15 protein-coding genes are annotated in these 17,755 nt (G+C 58.6%); 6 read left to right on the forward strand and 9 right to left on the reverse strand.

The window, feature by feature from the left end; translation table 11 throughout:
• Positions 1-62: 62 nt before the first annotated feature.
• Positions 63-833: a polyphosphate kinase 2 gene (ppk2, locus tag QEH54_RS15530; protein ID WP_309019622.1), complete on the reverse strand. Its 771-nt coding sequence runs from the start codon at positions 831-833 to the stop codon at positions 63-65.
• Between the two features lie 131 nt (positions 834-964).
• On the opposite strand from ppk2, the gene QEH54_RS15535 reads away from it, so the two are divergent.
• Entirely contained in the window at positions 965-1,471 is a 507-nt protein-coding gene (locus tag QEH54_RS15535) for a peptidylprolyl isomerase (protein ID WP_309019623.1), read from the forward strand.
• Positions 1,472-1,549: 78 nt separating this feature from the next.
• Here the strand turns inward: QEH54_RS15535 and QEH54_RS15540 are convergent, their stop codons facing one another.
• On the reverse strand, positions 1,550-2,086 hold the full coding sequence (locus QEH54_RS15540) for an FKBP-type peptidyl-prolyl cis-trans isomerase (protein ID WP_309019624.1): 537 nt from the start codon (positions 2,084-2,086) through the stop codon (positions 1,550-1,552).
• A 67-nt stretch (positions 2,087-2,153) separates the two neighbouring features.
• Here QEH54_RS15540 and QEH54_RS15545 point away from each other — a divergent pair, with 67 nt between their 5' ends.
• Positions 2,154-2,879, forward strand: coding sequence for a SprT family zinc-dependent metalloprotease (locus QEH54_RS15545; protein WP_309019625.1), 726 nt, complete (start codon positions 2,154-2,156; stop codon positions 2,877-2,879).
• A gap of 736 nt (positions 2,880-3,615) precedes the next feature.
• Here the strand turns inward: QEH54_RS15545 and QEH54_RS15550 are convergent.
• From QEH54_RS15550 to QEH54_RS15580, 7 genes are all read right to left on the reverse strand, one after another.
• Positions 3,616-4,389, reverse strand: coding sequence for an alpha/beta hydrolase (locus QEH54_RS15550; RefSeq protein WP_309019626.1), 774 nt, complete (start codon positions 4,387-4,389; stop codon positions 3,616-3,618).
• 46 nt (positions 4,390-4,435) lie between these two features.
• Positions 4,436-4,615, reverse strand: a complete 180-nt coding sequence (locus tag QEH54_RS15555; RefSeq protein WP_309019627.1) for a CPXCG motif-containing cysteine-rich protein — start codon at positions 4,613-4,615, stop codon at positions 4,436-4,438.
• Positions 4,616-4,630: 15 nt separating this feature from the next.
• A complete protein-coding gene (locus tag QEH54_RS15560; RefSeq protein WP_309019628.1) occupies positions 4,631-5,197 on the reverse strand; it encodes a hypothetical protein in 567 nt (188 codons plus the stop codon).
• A 129-nt stretch (positions 5,198-5,326) separates the two neighbouring features.
• Complete coding sequence (locus tag QEH54_RS15565) at positions 5,327-6,559, reverse strand: glycoside hydrolase family 27 protein (protein WP_309019629.1); 1,233 nt, start codon at positions 6,557-6,559, stop codon at positions 5,327-5,329.
• Between the two features lie 369 nt (positions 6,560-6,928).
• A complete protein-coding gene (locus QEH54_RS15570; RefSeq protein ID WP_309019630.1) occupies positions 6,929-10,732 on the reverse strand; it encodes a two-component regulator propeller domain-containing protein in 3,804 nt (1,267 codons plus the stop codon).
• 254 nt (positions 10,733-10,986) lie between these two features.
• Positions 10,987-11,679, reverse strand: coding sequence for a bifunctional demethylmenaquinone methyltransferase/2-methoxy-6-polyprenyl-1,4-benzoquinol methylase UbiE (gene ubiE / locus QEH54_RS15575; protein ID WP_309019631.1), 693 nt, complete (start codon positions 11,677-11,679; stop codon positions 10,987-10,989).
• A 63-nt stretch (positions 11,680-11,742) separates the two neighbouring features.
• Positions 11,743-13,353 carry an AAA family ATPase gene (locus QEH54_RS15580; RefSeq protein WP_309019632.1) on the reverse strand — a complete coding sequence of 537 codons (1,611 nt, stop codon included), beginning with the start codon at positions 13,351-13,353 and terminating at the stop codon, positions 11,743-11,745.
• A 98-nt stretch (positions 13,354-13,451) separates the two neighbouring features.
• Here QEH54_RS15580 and QEH54_RS15585 point away from each other — a divergent pair, with 98 nt between their 5' ends.
• From QEH54_RS15585 to serA, 4 genes are all read left to right on the forward strand, one after another.
• Positions 13,452-13,766, forward strand: a complete 315-nt coding sequence (locus QEH54_RS15585) for an HU family DNA-binding protein (protein ID WP_309019633.1) — start codon at positions 13,452-13,454, stop codon at positions 13,764-13,766.
• Positions 13,767-13,828: 62 nt separating this feature from the next.
• The gene (gene hisS, locus QEH54_RS15590; RefSeq protein ID WP_309019634.1) at positions 13,829-15,151 is read left to right on the forward strand and encodes a histidine--tRNA ligase; all 1,323 of its coding nucleotides are present in this window, start codon (positions 13,829-13,831) and stop codon (positions 15,149-15,151) included.
• Between the two features lie 7 nt (positions 15,152-15,158).
• Complete coding sequence (locus QEH54_RS15595) at positions 15,159-15,980, forward strand: alpha/beta hydrolase (protein WP_309019635.1); 822 nt, start codon at positions 15,159-15,161, stop codon at positions 15,978-15,980.
• A gap of 174 nt (positions 15,981-16,154) precedes the next feature.
• Complete coding sequence (serA, locus tag QEH54_RS15600) at positions 16,155-17,753, forward strand: phosphoglycerate dehydrogenase (protein WP_309019636.1); 1,599 nt, start codon at positions 16,155-16,157, stop codon at positions 17,751-17,753.
• Positions 17,754-17,755: the final 2 nt, after the last annotated feature.

Here is a 17,755-nt window from a genome sequence, read left to right on the forward strand (position 1 = left end):
GGAATCGCCGGTGAGGGCAGGTTTCCCGAATCCCGGAATCGGTCGGGCTGGCGAGCCCGAGGCTACTCCTGGTCGTCCAGAGATTTGGCTCTCACGAGGCTGGAGCGGTAGTGTACGACGATCGACTTGTTCGGCTCCAGGTTGGCGCCGGTGCTGCCTTTGCCTTTGTACTCGCAGCGTTTGAGCAAATAGCGCATGGCCTCCAGACGGGCGGTTCGCTTGTCGTTTCCGTTTACGATGACCCAGGGGCTTTTTCTGCTGTGGGTGCGCTCGAACATCTGCTCCTTGTAGTGCGTGAAATCGTCCCATCGCTCCTGAGCCAAGGCGTCCACGGTGCTGAGTTTCCATTGCTTGAGCACGTCCGCCTTGCGGGCTTCGAAGCGCTCCTTTTGCACCTGCCGCTTGATGGAGAACCAGAATTTCACGATCTCGATGCCATCGTCGATGAGCATCTTCTCGATGAGCGGCGTCTGTTTCATGAAGGCCTCGTACTGCTGCTTGGAGCAGAAGCCCATCACTGGCTCCACCACGGCTCGATTGTACCAGCTGCGGTCGAAGAAGATGATTTCGCCCGGATTGGGCAGGCCACGAAAGTAGCGCTGGTAGAACCACTGCCCTTGCTCCATCTCTGTCGGCTTGGGCAGGGCGATGATGCGGTAGCTGCGCGGATTGAGGTGTCGGGCGAAGCGTCGAATGGCGCCGCCTTTTCCTGCGGCGTCTCGCCCTTCGAAGATCACTAGAAGGCGCCTGCCGGCGCTGTTTATGTCTTGTTGAAGGAGCACGAGCTCGCGCTGCAGATTGGACAGTTCCTGGTCGTCGCGGTTGGGAGGCATAGTCGGATTGTTTGGGGGATGAGGACAGTGTTAATTGCGGATTGGTTCAACACTCTTGCGGCGGCGTTTGAAAAAAAACGGTGGCGGCATTGTGTTTGCAATGCCGGCTCCGGGGCGCATGGTGCGGGGTCATGTCGACACAACAAGTCATCAGCTTCAACTATACGTTGCGCAACAAAGCGGGCGAAATCCTTGATCAGTCCCCGGATGGGCGCCCTCTCGAGTTTCTCTCCGGAGCGGGCTTTCTGATCGAAGGCCTTGAGGAGAACCTGCTGGAAATGAACGCGGGGGATAAGGGAGAGGTGCTCGTGCGACCGGAAAAGGGGTATGGTTTTCGAGACGAGGCCCAGATCGACGTGGTTTCGCTTTCTCAGCTGCCAGTGGACGAGGTCAAGGTAGGCGACTACTTCCAGGCTGGTCCGGATCGCCACGCTCCGGTGGTGCGTGTGGTGAAGGTCGAAGGGGAGAACGTCACCCTCGACGCCAATCATCCGCTCGCTGGCGAGGATCTGTTTTTCACCGTGGACGTGGTTTCCAAGCGCGAAGCCAGCGAAGAGGAGCTCGCCCATGGGCATGCCCACAGTTCCGAAGGCTGCTGCGGAGGCGGCGGCGGTGGCGGTTGCGGCTGCAACCACTAGGAGACACGCTTTTTCACGAAAGGCCGACGCTGCCAGCGTCGGCCTTTTTTCGTTTGGAATGGCTTCGCCTCGGCTCGTCTACTTGAAGTCGAGCAGTTCGACGTCGAACACCAGAACGGAGTTCGATGGAATGGGGCCCATGCTGCGGGCTCCGTAGCCGAGCTTCGAGGGAATGATGAGGGTGCGTTTCTCGCCCTTTTTCATATCAAGGAAGGCTTCGTCCCATCCTTTGATGACGCGGCCCATGCCCACTTGGAACGAGAAGGGGCTGCCGCGCTCGATGGAGCTGTCGAAGGTCTCGCCGTTGAGGAGGGTGCCGTGGTAGTGCGCGGTGACCATGTCTCCTTTTTCAGGCGTCTCTTCGCCTTCGCCCTCTTCGGTGACGATGTAGTAGAGGCCGGAATCGGTGCGCTCGGCCTTCGGGTAGAGCTTGGCGATCTCCTCCTGCTGGTACTGGTCGGCGAATTTTGGATCTTTGCTCTCCAGGTAGCTCAAGCGGCTGTCCAGGTCGTCCAATCGCTGGTCGACGTCGGAGTCGGTTTTTGAACAAGCGGTAAAAAAGGCGGCCAGTCCGCAGAGGGCGGCTGAAAAAACGTGTTTCACGATAATCTGCATTTGATTTTGAAAGGTTGAGGGATTGAATGGCGACCGTATCCGAAATCCTCGGACCGTCTCAAGCAATATGTCACGCACGCCTGCCGCAGAGGCTTTCTACCAAACGGCTCCCCTGAGGGAGGAAGATGTTGTTTTCAAACGTCATGCTCGGGCGCGTCGCTACCTTGCTCGAATCGATAGTGACGGCGAGATAGCTCTCACGGTTCCCTCTGGGGGGAATAAACGCTCCGCCTTGGTGTTCGCCAACATGCATCGCGACTGGCTGCGCGAGGAGCAGCGCAAGGCTTTGAGCACGCGTGAAGTTACCCAGCGAAAGGCGGGCCTGCGCTTTGGCGACAGCATCATGTGGCGCGGGAAGCTGACTCCGATCGTTCTGGAGAAGGATTTGGGGCGTCCGGTGCTCTGCCTGGCGAGGGAGCGCGTCTACATCGCTGACGAAGCGATGGACCTGACGAGACCGTTGAAAGAGTACCTGAAGGAGAAGGCCAAGAAGGAGTTGACGCGACGCGTCGGCGAGCTGGCGGAACGATACGCGGTCAAGGTGGCCAAGGTCTCGATTCGCGATCCCAAGACCCGCTGGGGCTCGTGCTCGAACAGTCGCACCATCTCGCTCAGCTGGCGGCTGCTGCTGACGCCTCTGGCGACGCGGGACTACGTGATCATCCACGAGTTGATGCATTTGAAGCGCTTCGATCACTCGCCAGCCTTCTGGCGCTTGGTGGAAAAGGCGTGTCCCAATTTCCGAACGCACGAGCGCTGGCTGGACGAGAATCAGTCAGAGCTCACTTGGTGAGCGCTTCTGCAGGAGCAGAGGCCTGATGGCGGATCTGGCGTTTCGGCTGACCTGAAAGAGCGGGCAAAAGGAAAGCTCCGCTGCAGGCCTCGTGTTTGGGCGCCTGCGACGGAGCTCGGGTAAGAATTGAGTTCGGATTGACTGTATTCGCTAAGTAATTACGTCCTGTTACATAGTGCAGGTTTCACAATCCGACATCAGTAGCAAATATTCATCTAGGCTAACCATCGCCTCTGAGACTACGCGTGGCATGTAGTCTCCGCGGTGCAGGCGTCGCTTCGCGTGCAGAATGATGTCAAGAATTGGATCCATGCTGACGTGCTCGTAGCGAGGATCGTCTAGTTGGACCTTAATGTAGGTCTCTAGATCTCTCAATGTGAGTTGCGTGTCGATGCACAGTGTCATGGTTCCTCCTATCTTGATTTTGGTGTGGGAAGCCTCTTGCTTCGCTGCCCTTAATATCGTCCAAGAAAACGATCTTGTTAAGGCCTTGGACAGTGAAAGAAGCGTCAAGTTCTGTTTGTATCCAGATCCCACGACCGCTCTTACAATCCTTTTACGAGAAAACGGCCTGTATTGGTTTCCTCGGCACCTGGATTTGCGAAAAGTCTGTGAAGAGCCCTGCTCCTAGGCTGCGCCATGGGCGCCGAATCGATCCTGAGGCGTTTTGGAAACGGTCTTTAGGATAAACGTTCGAGGTAGCCTCAGCGACTGCGCGGAGTAGAGGGCGGATGGACTAGTTCAAGAGGCCTTGGGCGTCTAGCCACCTGGCGCAGCGATCGGTCCAGTCGTTTACGGGGCCTTTGCCGAGTCCGAACGCGAAGCCATGTCCGCCGTTCTGGTAAAGGTGCAGCTCCACTGGCTGGCCTGCCCCAAGCACGCTTTGATAGACGGATATGGCGTTTCCGGGAGGGGTGCGTTGATCGTCGCTCGCGGCGAAGACGATGGTGGGCGAAGCGTTTTGGGGAAACGCGTTCTGAAGGTCGATGTCATCGATGACTGGATACAGGACGACGAGAAAGTCCGGACACGTCTTATCGTTCGCGTTCGAGACCGTGTTGAGGAGAAGGTGTCCGCCAGCGGAAAAGCCCATCACGCCGAACTGGTCGGGCTGGATGCCAAAATCGTCGCTTCGGTGGCGGATCACTTCGATGGCTCGCGATGCGTCCTGAAGCGCTTCGTCTGGATCGAGCCGATACTTGAGCACGAAGGCGGTTATCCCGAGAGTGTTGAGCCAACTCGCGATGTGGTGCCCTTCCTTGTAGATGGTCACGTGGTGATAGCCACCGCCAGGGATGACGAGGACGGCGGTGCCGTTTGAAAGCTCTTGGGGCGGCGCGTGTAGCGTGAGCGAAGGCTGGAAGACGCGCTGGTAGCGCTCGTTGACGAGGAGCTCCTGGTTGGCTCGGTTCTCTGTCCCGGGCGCTGGGCCATCCCAGATGGGGAACTCGTTTTGAGCTAGGCAGAGGCGAGCGATCGCGAAGAAGGAGAGGAAGAGTAGGGAGCGCATTGATGTCGGGAGTAAATGAATACGGATGAGGTCTTCTTTTTCGGGGCTATTCCGGGTCGGCCTGCAAGTCGAGCTGATGCTGTTGCCATGTAGCGATGACGCGGATAGGGCGACAGCAGACCTCGCAATCGGTGACGAACTCGATGGGTTCGTCGCTCTCAGGCGGCTCTTCGATGGTGATGGACTGCCAGCAATAGGGGCAGGTGATCTGTGGTGGCTCGATCATTTTCTTGGTGGGGTGTTAGCATTTTACGATGGTGTCGGTGAGCGTTGCCGATCCGGCTTCGACAACTCGGGCGAGAACGCCCCGGAGGCGGTGCGGCTTGTTGCGTGGGAGGTTGATCCATTTCAGGGAATCGCTTCCGTAGCGTTCGTTCCATTTGGAGCAAGCGGTGTTGAAGACGTCGGAAACTTCGAGCGCTGCGGTTCCGATGCGGAGCCTCTGCCCGATGGGAAGATTCGTTTCTGAAAAATCGAGATCGGTGATGATGTTGTCGCCCGGGTAGATCGGATTTTGCGGGTCGCGTTGCACCAGCTGAAGAATCCGAGAGCCCAGCAGGCACACTTGGATGCGCGGATCCGGTTTTCCGTCGTCGGTATACATCCAAGTCTTGCGTATCCAACGATCGCCTACGACCCCCTGTTCGGGGTCGAACTCCATACGATCCACGTAGCGCCGCTCGCCTTCTGCTGGACGCACGCAGAGGGTGATGATGGGTGCGTGGTTCTTCGGGGCGTCGAGAACCCATTCGCGACGAGCGTCGAGAAAGTCCAGGCTGGCAAAGGAGGGCTGGGCGCTTTGCTTCATTCTGCTTGGCTTCCTAGCAAACTGGAGAGCCAATTGCCAGCGGATAGCACGGCGGTTGCGCTTGTTCGGGTATGGAAAAGGCGCCGCGGGGGAGCGGCGCCTGATCGCGTGAAACGTTTCGTTGGAAAGCTACTTGGTTTTTTCCAGGAAGCTCAAGCGGTAGAGCATGACGGCGTGCGGAGCGAGCATCTTGGAGACCTCCGCATGCTCGTCGGTGGTTCCGATATTCTGGGCGTCCCAGATGTCGCGAATCTCGTAGTTGGTATTCCAGGTGGAGAAGTGGTTTTGGAACTGTTCCCACTGCAGGCTGGTTTCGCGTGGTTCGTCGCTGGCGTTGAGCACGCACACCGCGAAGTCGTTGTTCTCGAGGTACTTGATCCAAATTTCCTTCTCGTCGTCCTGGTAGATGCGGGTGCCCTGCTTGCCGAGCGGATCCTGATTGATGGCGATGGCTTCGGCGTTGGTGAGGATGGCGGTCACTTCGGGCGTCATATCGCGCACGTCGTTTCCGGCGATGAGGGGAGCGGCCAGGATGCACCAGAGACTGAAGTGGGAACGGGATTCCTCCAAGCTGATGCCGTGATTGCCCACTTCCATCATGTCCGGATCGTTCCAGTGGCCGGGTCCGGCGTATTCCTCCAATCCCTTGAGACCGGGGTTGAGGCTCATCTGCAAATCGAGGATTTTCTTCCAGCCCATGGACCATTCCTGGGTGCAATCGTAGCAGGAGATGATGTCGCCAGTCGTGCGCCAGAGGTGCCCCACGTCCTGCGCCCAGAGCCAGGGTTCGGCGGTGCCCCATTCGCACATGCTGAAGACGACCGGGCGCCCCGCGGCGTAGAGGGCGTCGCGCATGGTGGTGTAGGCCTCCTTGGCGTTGCGTTCTCCGGTGTAGCACCAGTCGTACTTGAGATAGTCGACGCCCCATTCGGCGTATTTGCGAGCGTCCTGGTACTCGTGTCCCATGTTGCCGGGGTAGCCTGCGCAGGTCTTGGATCCCGCATCCCCGTAGACGCCGAATTTGAAGCCACGCTCGTGCAGGTAGTCGGCGAGGTGCTTGAGTCCGTTGGGGAACTTTTCGGGATCGGGCACGAGGTCGCCGTTTTCGTCGCGTTCCATCATCATCCAGCCATCGTCGAGATTGATGTGAACGTAGCCCGCGTCGCGCATGCCGTTTTCGATCATGGCGTCGGCGACTCCGATGATGAGTTCTTCGTTGATATTGGTGGCGAAGGTGTTCCATGAGTTCCAGCCCATGGGTGGAGTGAGGGCGAGGCCTTCGAACTTTTGGGCGAAGGAGCTTGAGGCGACGAAGAGCGCGAGCGCTGTCGTGAGCAGAGATTTGAACGACGAGGATTTCATAGGTGGTAGTCGGTTAAACGAGTGAGCTGCAGGGAAAGCGGAGGCCTGACCGGAGCGAACGTCCAACGATGGCAGTCGGCTTTCTGCGCTAGGGTAAATGTGGGCAGGAGCGTTTAAGAATCGCATCGCGAGGTCAACCGATAGTGGCGTCAGGCGGGGAAACTCGGTTTGTTTCCTCCCGAATCTAGGCTGTATCTACGCCATCGGTGACAAGGCGATGTTCGATATGTGATCAAAAGTCGCTTTGCGAGCTGACACGTAGCAGAAAGCGCCGAAAAAACGCATCTTTGGCCCCTGCGGAGGCCGCGAGGGCGCTGCTTGTAGGCAAATGATTGATACGCCGACCGAGGACCTCGGTTCGAGCTACGTTCAGCTTTGGCGAGTATAGAGGTAGCTTTTGAGAATTTCGGAGAGAGCGTCGACGGTCACCGGTTTGCTCAGGTAGGCGTCAAAGCCGTGGCCCATGATCTCGGCCCGTTCCGTCGTCGTCGCATAGGCGGTGCAGGCCACGATCGGCAGGTCGGGAAAATCGGCCTTCAAGGTCTGCGTCGCTAGTCGCCCATCCAGTTCCGGCATGCGGATGTCCATGAGGACTAGGGCGATCTCGTCGGGACGCTGGCGGCAGATATCGATCGCTTCCTGGCCGTTGTTGGCTCGAATGAGGTTGATGGGTTCCTGCTTGAGAAGCCTGGACATCACCAAGTAGTTGGAATCCTCGTCCTCGGCGATGACGACGGAGGAGCGAGGCGCATCGTCCGAGCGGGTCGGACGTTTGGCCGCAGGCTGGGCGGTGTCGGCGGACGAGGTTGCGGCTTTGTCTGACGAGTCAGGCGAAGCGTCGATCCAGGGGATGTGAAAGGTGAAGCGAGTGCCGACGCCGGAGGTGGACTCGGCTTCGATGTCTCCGCCCAGCAGCTGAACGAGGTTTTTGGTGATGGAGAGGCCGAGACCCGTGCCTCGGTAGAGCTGCTGCTTTTCGTCCTCGAGCTTGCGGAAGCGGTCCCAGATGACGGAGAGGTTCTCCACGTCGATGCCGATACCGGTGTCTTCCACCACGAAGTCGATGCGTTTCGCGTCCCTGTCGATCTGATAGTCCAGCGAAACATGGCCTTCGTCGGTGAACTTCAGGGCGTTTCCGATCAGATTGATTAGGATCTGCCGCAGGCGCACCGGGTCGGAAACGATGGAGCATGGTCCGTCCAGCTGGTTGGGAGCCACCTTGAACTGGAACGTTTCGAGGTTCTTCTTCTGTAGTTGAGCGTCGAATACGGTAGAGATTTCCTTGACCAGCTCGTGGAGGTCGAAGGGTTGCTTGTCGATCTTCATCTCGCCCGCTTCGATGCGGGAGATGTCCAGTATGTCGTCGATCAGGCTGAGCAGCGAGGAGCAGTTGCTCTTGATGAGCTTGGAGTATTCCTTTCGCTCCTCTTCGGTGACCGGCGTGTCGCAGATCACGGTGGAGAAGCCGATGATGGCGTTCATCGGGGTGCGTATCTCATGCGACATGTTCGCGAGGAAGGAGGACTTCAACCGGTCCGATTCTTCCGCGCGTCGCTTTTGCTCCTCTAGGGCGGCGGTGCGTTGCTGCACCATTTCCTCCAGATTGTCCCGGTGCGCTTCCAGTTCCAGATTCTGGGTTTTGATCTTCTCGCTCTGATCCATGAGCGTCTGATTGGCGTCGCGCAGTTCGGAGGTGCTTTGCTTGACGAGCGCCTCCAGTCGGTTGCGCTGCCAGCGTTGACGCTTGGTGAGGAAGAGGTAGACGCCAGCGAGCGTGAGCAAGGAGGCGAAAGTGGCGAAGACGACGAAGGCTGCGGTCTGCCAGAAGGGGGGGCGGATGGTGACGCTAAAGATTGCCGGCTGCTCGTTCCACTCCCCTGAGGGAAGGCGTCCTCGGGCGATGAATCGGTAGTTGCCTGGGTGAAGCGAGGTGTAGGAAGCGTAGTTGCGTCGTCCGCTGTAGATCCAGTCCGGATCGAGGCCTTCGAGCTTGTAGCTGAACTCGTTTTGGCCGGGAAGGCTATAGTCGGTGAGGGCGAAGGAGAATCCCAGGTAGTTCTGGTTGTGGCTGAGTTCGATGCCGTTCTGGTCGAGCTTGCTTTGGGAGATGTTTTGTCCAAGCACGCTGATCGACGAGAAGACGATGTCGGCGCTGTGCATCGTTTTTTTGATGGCTTCTGGTCTGAACTTGTTGAAGCCGCCGTCGCCGCCGACGTAGAAGCTGCCATCGGCGCCGATGCAAAAGGCGTTTGGCTCGAAGATGTTTCCCTGCAGCCCGTACGCTTCGGTGAAGGAGACGGATTCGCCTGTATTTGGAGTCAGAATACAGATCCCGGAATCGGTGGTGAGCCAGAGCCGGCTAAGCCTGTCTTCGCGTATGCCGAAGACGGTGCTGGAGGGCAAGCCGTTGTTTTCGTCGAAGGTCTGAATCGATCCGCGCTCGAGATCGAGCAGGTTCAGGCCTTTGAGACGGGTGCCGACCCAGATGCGGCCGCGCACGTCTTCGTAGACGCTGCGCACCATGTTTCCACTGAGGGGAAGGGCGTCTGGCGAGCCTGCGGCGTAGTGGGTGAGGGTTTCGCTTTTCGGGTCGAAACGGTACAGGCCGTTGTGGTGGGTGCCGATGTAGATGTTGTTCGCCGAATCGAGGAACAGGGTTTTGATTTCGATGGTGGACTCGGTGGAGAGGTCGATTCCGTCGATGATGGGGAAGGCCTGGAAGCGTTTCGTTTGCTTGTCGAAGATCTGCAGGCCGAAGTGGGTGCCGATGTAGAGCTGGCGCTCGTCGACGTCGAGCAGATCTCGAATGATGTAGGTTTCGAAGTTCTCGAAGCTGCCTGTTCGCTTGTCGAAGCGCGAAAGGCCTTTTTCCGTGCCAAGCCAAAGCACGCCGTCCTCTCCCTCCGCGATCGCTTCCACGCGGTTGTCGAAGATGGGGTTGGGATCATCGCTTTCCTGGTAGTGGGCTTCGAGGAATGTCTCGTCTCGAGGGTCGAAAGCGTTGATGCCGCCTCGTTTGGTGCCGATCCAAATGATGCCTTCCTGGTCGGAAACGATGGAGAGCACATGGCTGCCTCGCAGTCCGCTCTCGCTGTGCACACCGCCGGAGAATCGAGTGAAGGTCTCGACGTCGCTGTTGTAGATTTGGATACCGGCGAACTTGGTGCCGATCCAGATCAGGCCGTTTCGATCCTCGAAGAGCGAGCGGATGCTGCTGCTTTTCAGCCCTTCCACGTTGAAGGGATCGGGTCGGTAGGTCTTTATTTTTCTCGTATTGGAATCGATGATACGAATCCCGTCGGAGAAGGTGGCGACCCAGATGTTGCCGCGTCGATCGACTAGGATGGAGTTGACGTTGGTTTCCTCGGGGTCCTGTCCTTCTTCCACCAGATGCACCGCCTCGTAGCGTCCGGTCTGAGGATCGTAATGGGATAGGCCGGTATTGTGTCCGAACCACAGCGAGCCGTGCCCGTCCTCCTGGATGTCGAAGAACTCCAGCGTCATGTGGTTGAGCTCGGTGAAGTCGATTTCCGGAGGCGGTTCGAATTGCTCGGTGGCTTTGTTGTAGCGGAAGATGCCCGACCGGGTGGCGACCCAGATGCGATCGTGGGAGTCTCGAAAAAGGGCGTTGCACAAGGCGGACGAGTCTGTGGGCCGACCTTGGAAGGGGATGCTCGGCTCCACTTCGTAGCTTGCGAGGTCGATTCTCGAGACGCCTCTCTCCGTGGCCACCCAGAGGTGTTTGCGCTCGTCCTCCAGGATGTCGAAAACGATGCTACCGATCAGACCCTGCTGGCCCCCGATCCGGTCGAAGCTGCTGCGCGAACTGTCCAACCGGTCCAGTCCGTTCTGGGTGCCTACCCAGATGCTCCCAGCGCTGTCTTGGAACAGCACGTTGACATAGTCGCTGGAAAGGGAGGCCGGGTCGTCAGGCTCGTTTTGGAAGACCTTGAATTCGTTTCCGTTGTATTTGGAGAGTCCACCGCCTTCCAAGCCGATCCAAATGACCCCCCGATTGTCCTGGGTGATGGTCTTGACCGTGTTGCCAGGAAGACCGAGATCGCTCGAAAGGTGCTTTAGCGTAAGCTTTTCTTGGAAGCAGTGACCGAGCGGGGGGAAAAGGGAGGCGAGAAAGGTCGCCAAGAGGAATGCGCTCGAAGGTTTCCAGTTCATGCAATTACGACTTATCGGCTTCTGGGGTGGGAAACTGTCAGGGAAAGGGGATGTATTTCCTCGGTTAGCGGCCAAGCATCGATCGGTCCCCTCGATTTCGGGTGAACACGTAGGCGCCGCGTATTCGGAAGTGTCTCACGTTTCGCCGTTTGTGCAATATGAGAATTCGTTTTCGCAGGTTTTCGTAAAAACGACAAGATCGCAGGAATCTGCGAGATTCGACGCCTGTTCGCGGGGCGAGATAGCTCGCCTCGCTAGACGGAGGCGATGTGCAAGGCCACGCTGCCAAAGGTCATGGGGATGGCTGCGACCGTGCGATAGCCGGCCTTTTCCAATTCGTCGCAGACGCCTTGCCGATCGGGGAAGGCTTCGATGGAGTCGCTCAGGTATTGGTACGCGGGCACGTCACCGGTGAGCAGACCGGCGATGTTTGGCAGCAGCGTTTTCAGATAGAAATAGTAGAAGGGGCGGACCAGCGGGTGGGGCTGGGAGAACTCCAGGATGAAAAGGTGACCGCCTGGACGCAGGATGCGTTTCATCTCCAGCAGTCCCGCGTGGCGATCGGCCAGATTTCGATAGCCGAAGGCGATGGTGATGGCGTCGGTGGAGGCGTCCGCCAGTGGCAGTTTCAAGATGTCGCCCACCTCGAAGCCCATGTTCCGGAACCCTGCTTTGGCCTGCTTGCGTCGAGCTTCGTCCAGCATGGGCTCGCAGAAATCCAATCCTTCCACGCGAACCGATTCGGGGAACTCCTTGCGCAGCTCGAAGGCCACGTCTCCGCTGCCGGTGGCCAGGTCGGTGACGTGTTTCGGGTTGCGTATCCAAACTTCGTCTACAAGCCGATCGCGCCAAAGCGTGTCGATGCCGAAGCTCAGGGCGCGATTTGCGAGGTCGTACTTGGCCGCGATGCGGCTGAACATGGAGTTGACTTTGTCTGGATCTGGCACGGTCGGTTGTCGCTGTGTATCCGCCCACGAATTGCGCGAATGGGCGCGAATGCGAGACTAGAATCAAGAATCCGGAGTTCGGTTGTAGCTGGCTACCACCCAGGCGGAAAGGGCCTTTTCCGCGTCGGCGATCACTTCGGCGTCGATGGTGAAGGTGGTTTGGCCGGTGTTGCGGCTGATCAGGGTGAGACCGTGGTTGAAGTCGTGAAACTTGCGCTCGCAAAGGGCCCGGATGGTCTTGTCCTTTTCGAGACTCTCCTCGACCAGGGCGGTGACGGCCTCATCGGTAAACTCCAGGGTGAAGCCGTACTGCTCGCTGAAACGCTGGCAGAAGGCGTCGATCTCCGCCCTCAAGACCTCGTGCTGATCGGAAAGGTTTTCGCGCAGCAGGACTTTGAGTTCCGCCTCCGGATTTTCGATGGTGGAGCGTCCCACGCTGAGGGTTTTGATGCTGGTGGAGGGCAGCTCGAACTTGAAGCTGCGGAAGACGCGTTCCAGCACGGTCATGAGTCCGCGGGCTCCGGTTTTTTCCTTGTAGGCCCGTTCGGCGACTTCCTCCATGGCCTCGCGGGCCATCTCCAGCGTGATGCCGTAGCCTTCGAAATCGGAAATGTACTGCCGCAGCACGCTGCCTTCGGAGCTGCTCATGATTTCCAGAAGGTCCTTCGGCTTGAGCGGCTGGCAAGCGACGCGAACGGGCAGGCGGCCGATGAATTCCGGCTCGAAGCCGTAGTCGATGAAGTCGCGCGTCTCCACCTCGTTGAGGAAGGTGTCTTGCTCCTCCTGGTCCGCGGCAGGCTGCGAGCCGAAGCCCATCGAGGTGTTGCGAAGGCGTTTTTCGATGGACTTGTCCATCTGGTCGAAGGCGCCGCTGACGATGAAGAGAATGTGTTTGGTGGAGAGGCTGCGCTTGCGCGGTTTGCCGCCGCGCTGCATCTCCATCATGGCCTGCATCTGACCCATCATGTCGGTCTGGCTCTGCAGAGCGACTTCGGTGTCCTCCATCAGCTTGAGCAGATTGATCTGCACGCCGCGGCCGGAAACGTCGCGCCCGCCGCTCTCCATCTTGTTGGCTATCTTATCGATCTCATCAATATATATAATGCCGTACTGGGCGAGATCGGTGTCGCCATTGGCGTTTTTCACCAGATCGCGCACCAAATCCTCCACATCGCCGCCCACGTAGCCGGTTTCGGAGAACTTGGTGGCGTCCGCCTTGACGAACGGCACGCCGATCAGCTTTGCCACGTTGCGCATCAGGTAGGTTTTGCCCACGCCGGTTGGGCCGAGCAGGATGATGTTTTGCTTGGCGTAGTCCTGTTCCAGCAGTTCCGGACGTTCGATGCAGCGTCGCACGTGGTTGTAGTGGTCGCAGATGGAAACGGAGATGACCTTCTTCGCCTCGTTCTGCTGGATGACGAAGCGGTCGAGATAGTCGCGGATCTCCCGGGGTTTGAGGTTGAATTCCTGAATGCGTTTGAGGGCTTCGGCCCGCTCTTGATCTTCCTCCTCCTGCTTGGGGGAGGTGGGGCCGCTGGAACCGGGACTGGCCACGCCGCTCGCTCCCCCCATGGGGCCGCCGAAGGGCATGAAAGCCTTTCCCTGCTTGAAGAGATCCTGCAGATTTTTCTGCAGCTCTTCCATCGGATCTTTCGGTTCGTCGTCTTTGCTCATTGTTGGCGGATATTTGATGGCTTTGAGGTTGACGCAACCCAAAGCGTGGAAGTAGTTTACCCTCAACTATGTAACGAGTTTCCAACTCCAACGCCGCCATGTCTAACAACCTTACCAAACGCGATATCGTTCTTCGAATCTTCGAAAAGACGAAGGACATCCCCCAGAGCAAGATCCAAGACACCGTCCAGATGACCTTGGACATTATTTTGGACGCTCTCGCGGAGGGCCGTAATGTGGAGCTGCGAAACTTCGGAGTTTTCGAGGTGCAGAAGCGCAAAGCTCGCGTGGGCCGCAATCCGAATCGTCCTGAGACCGATGTGGTCATCCCGACGCGCGCCGTGGTCAAATTCAAGGCGGGCAAGGTGCTCAAGGCGAAGATCAAGGATATCGACCTGGAGAAGCTCGACTAGGAGCTGAGACCTTGACCTTTTCCTAAGGCGGCGTATGCCGCCTTTTTTTATATCTACACGAGATGGCCACTTTTAGCTCACTGCCCGGTTTTCGCGAATTCTACCCTGAGGACTACGCTCAGCGTAAGCACATCTTCCAGATCTGGAGGCAGGTGGCGCGTCGTTTCAACTTCGCCGAATACGATGGCCCGGTGCTGGAGTCGCTGGAGCTGTTCACCACCAAGTCCGGTCCGGAGATCGAGAGCCAGCTCTTCTGTTTCGAGGACAAGGGCGGCCGCCAGGTCTCCCTGCGCCCCGAGCTGACGCCCTCGCTGGCTCGCATGGTGGCGGCGCGGGCCAACGGTCTGAAGCGACCGATCAAATGGTTCAGCATCGGCGACAACTTCCGTTACGAGCGCATGCAGAAGGGGCGGTTGCGCTGCTTCACCCAGCTCAACGTGGACATTCTTGGCGAAGCGGGCCCGTCTGCGGAAGTGGAGCTGATCGCCTTGATGATCTTCTCGTTGACCGGTTTTGGCCTGAATGAAGAGGACTTTTACGTGCGCCTGAGCGATCGCGATCTTTGGATGCTTTATTTGCGAGCGCTCGGCTACGAAGGCGATGCCATCGCGGCGGTCCTCGGGGTGGTCGACAAATGGGAGCGCATGCCGGAAGAAAAACTCGTGGCCATGCTGCAGGAGATCGCTGGCGACAAGGCGAACGAGCTGAAGGCGCAGATCGACGCGTTTCTGAAGATCGATTCGGTCGACGCCATTCGGGAGCGTTTCGCTTCTTTGCAGCTTTCGGAGGAAATCCAAGCGACGCTGGACCAGCGTCTGGCGGATTGGCGTCAGGTGCTCGATGGCTTGGCGGCCATGGGCTTGGGAGGGTTTGTGAAACTCGACCTGAGCATCGTGCGCGGATTGGCGTACTATACCGGTTTCGTCTTCGAGGCCTTCGACAAGAAGGGGGAGTTTCGGGCCCTGGCCGGTGGCGGACGCTACGACGCCTTGGTCAGAAAAATGGGTGGTCCGGACATGCCAGCGGTTGGTTTCGGCATGGGCGACGTGGTGCTTGGCGAGCTGTTGAAAGCTCGCGGCAAGATGCCGGATTTCATCGATGCGATCGATTTTTTCGCGGTGGTCGGAGGCGACGCGGAAATGCAGGCGGCCCTGGCGGATGTGGCCTTGCTGCGCAGCGCTGGCTACAGCGTGGAGTATCAGCTCAAGCCGCAGGCGTTCGGCAAGCAGTTCAAAGCAGCTGCCAGCGCGGGTGCCCGTTTCGCCCTGATCTACGGTTCGGAGGAGCTGGAAAAGGGCGTGGTCAAGCTGCGAAATCTGGCGGATCGCTCCGAAACCGACGTGCCGCACGCCCAGCTGCTCGAGGCGGCTCGGGATCTGATCTAGGACGCCCATGAGAGAACGCGAGCAACGCAATCCCTTGAACGGCTTGCTCGTGCTGATCGCGGTCAGCGTGCTGTTTTTCTACCTGTTCGCTCACCAGATCACCAACAAAGCGCTCTTCCAGCCGCGACCGACGAGCTATGAACTTTCCGAGACCGACGACTCGATCCGCCTGATCGAAGCCGAAGATGGCACGCAGCTCGCGGTTTTCTGGGCGCCGTCGCCTGGAGCGCGACGCACGGTTTTCTATTTCCACGGAAACGCTGAGGATCTGGGCGACATCGCTTTCATCCTCAACAACTACCGCCTGCAAGGGGTGAATGTGCTCGCCTACGACTATCGCGACTATGGATTGTCCGAAGGCAAGCCCAGCGAGAAGCTGACCTACCGAGACGCGGAGACGGTGCTGGATTATGCGGTGAGCGCCTTGGGCGTCGATCCGCAGTCGGTCGTTTTCCACGGCCGGTCGCTGGGCGGAGGGATAGCGATGGAAATGGCGGTCCGGCGCCCAGCAGCGGGCCTGATTCTAGAATCCACATTTCTGAGCGCCTACCGTATTTACCTGCCGCTCAAGTGGATGCCGGGAGACAAGTATGTGAACGCCTCCAAGGCGAAGAAGCTCAGCTGTCCCACGCTGATCATTCATGGCCGGGAGGATCAAGTGGTACCCTTCGCTCATGGCGAGGAGCTGGCCAGGCTGCTGCCGGACGGACTCGGACGCACGCTTTGGATCGAGGAGGCTGGACACAACGATGTCGCGACCCGAAAAGGGGCGACGTTTTGGGCGGGAATCAGAGGGTTTCTGATGTCTCTGAACGAGAGTGAAAAATAGGTAGCGAGCGTCGTCTCGACGGTCAGTTTTCCGACCGCGAACGCCTGCGCGAGACCGCTGGCGCGCCCTCCCGTATTTGGGAATGACTCGCCTCTGGAAAACGAGTCCGCAAGTACCCCATTCTATATTTGCTTTTTGGAAGGCATCACTTTTGATGGGCACTCTTTTTTTCCGATGAAAATCCTAGTAGCAGACAAAATATCGTCCATTGGGGTAGACTTCCTAAAACAGCAGGAAGGATTCGAAGTCGTAGAAGCCTACGGCACCTATAAGGACGATTACTCGAAATTTCTGGAGCTCGCCAAGGGTGCCGCTGCGATCATCGTTCGTAGCGATTCCAAGGTGACCCGCGAAGTCATCGAGACGGCTGGCTCCTCCCTCAAGGCCATCGGCCGCGCGGGGGTAGGTGTGGATAACATCGATTCCGAAGCCGCGACCGACTATGGCGTCGTGGTCATGAACACTCCGGGCGGAAACACCATCGCCACCGCGGAGCTCACCTTTACGCACATGCTTTGCGGAGCTCGTCCTCTCGCCCAGGCCGCCCAGTCCATGCGCGAAGGGCGTTGGGACCGAAAGATCTACGGCGGTAGCGAGCTTTTTCGCAAGACCCTCGGCATCTGCGGCATGGGCCGCATCGGGGCCGAAGTGGCCAAGCGGGCCAAGGCCTTTGGCATGACCGTGCTCGGCTACGATCCTTATCTGACCGCCGCCAAGGCGGAGGCGCTCGGCGTGAAGCAAGTGGATCTCGAGGAGCTGTTCCGCCAGGCCGACTACATCACCGTGCACATGCCGTTGACCGATGCCACCCGCGACATGATCGACGACAAGGCCATCGCGATGATGAAGGACGGAGTGCGTCTCTTCAATTGCGCCCGTGGCGGTATCATCAACGAAGACGCCTTGCTCAAGGGACTGGAAAGCGGCAAGGTCGCCGCAGCGGGTCTCGACGTTTATGTCAGCGAACCGCCAGCGGAAGATCATCCGTTTCGCGCTCAGAAAAATCTCAACCTCACGCCTCACCTCGGAGCTTCGACCGAAGAAGCTCAGGAAAGCGTGGGACTGGAAATCGCGGAGTGCGTGACCAGCGTCCTGACCGGTGGCGGCATCAGCAACGCTATCAACATGCCCTCGCTCGACGCTCAGACGCTCAAGACCGTCGGACCGTACCTCGAGCTCTGCTCGGCCCTCGGTTCCTTGGTGCAGCAGCTTGCCCTCGACAAGGTGGAGAAGGTGAAGATCACCTACTCCGGCAAGATCGTCGATCTGGACGCCAACTCGCTAACGCGCGGTATCCTCAAGGGCTACCTCAAGGAGGTGAGCAGCAATGTGAACTTCGTAAACGCCCTCGTCATCATGGAGCGCCTCGGGCTGCAGGTGGATGTCCTGAAGTCCTCGGAAGAAGTGGACTACACCGAGCTCATCAAGGTCGAGGCGGTGTGCGGAAATGGAGAGAGCGTATCCGCGGAGGGCACCCTCATCGGCAAGGGCAATTCCCCGCGAATCGTGTCCGTCAATGGCCGCGAAGTGGAAGTCGAGCCGCATGGCTGCATGCTGGTCATCGCCAATAGCGACGAGCTCGGCATCGTGGGCAAGATCGGCAGCATCATGGGCAAGGACGGTGTAAACATCGCCGGCATGTCTCTCAGCCGCAACGAAGTGGGCGGAATCGCCCTCAACATCGCCACCTTGGACAGCGATCCAAGCGATGCGGCGATGGAGGAGATCCGATCCATCGCTGCGATCAAGCAGGCGAAGATCGTCCACTTGTAGTG

Source organism: Pelagicoccus sp. SDUM812003 (assembly GCF_031127815.1).
Lineage (GTDB): Bacteria > Verrucomicrobiota > Verrucomicrobiia > Opitutales > Opitutaceae > Pelagicoccus.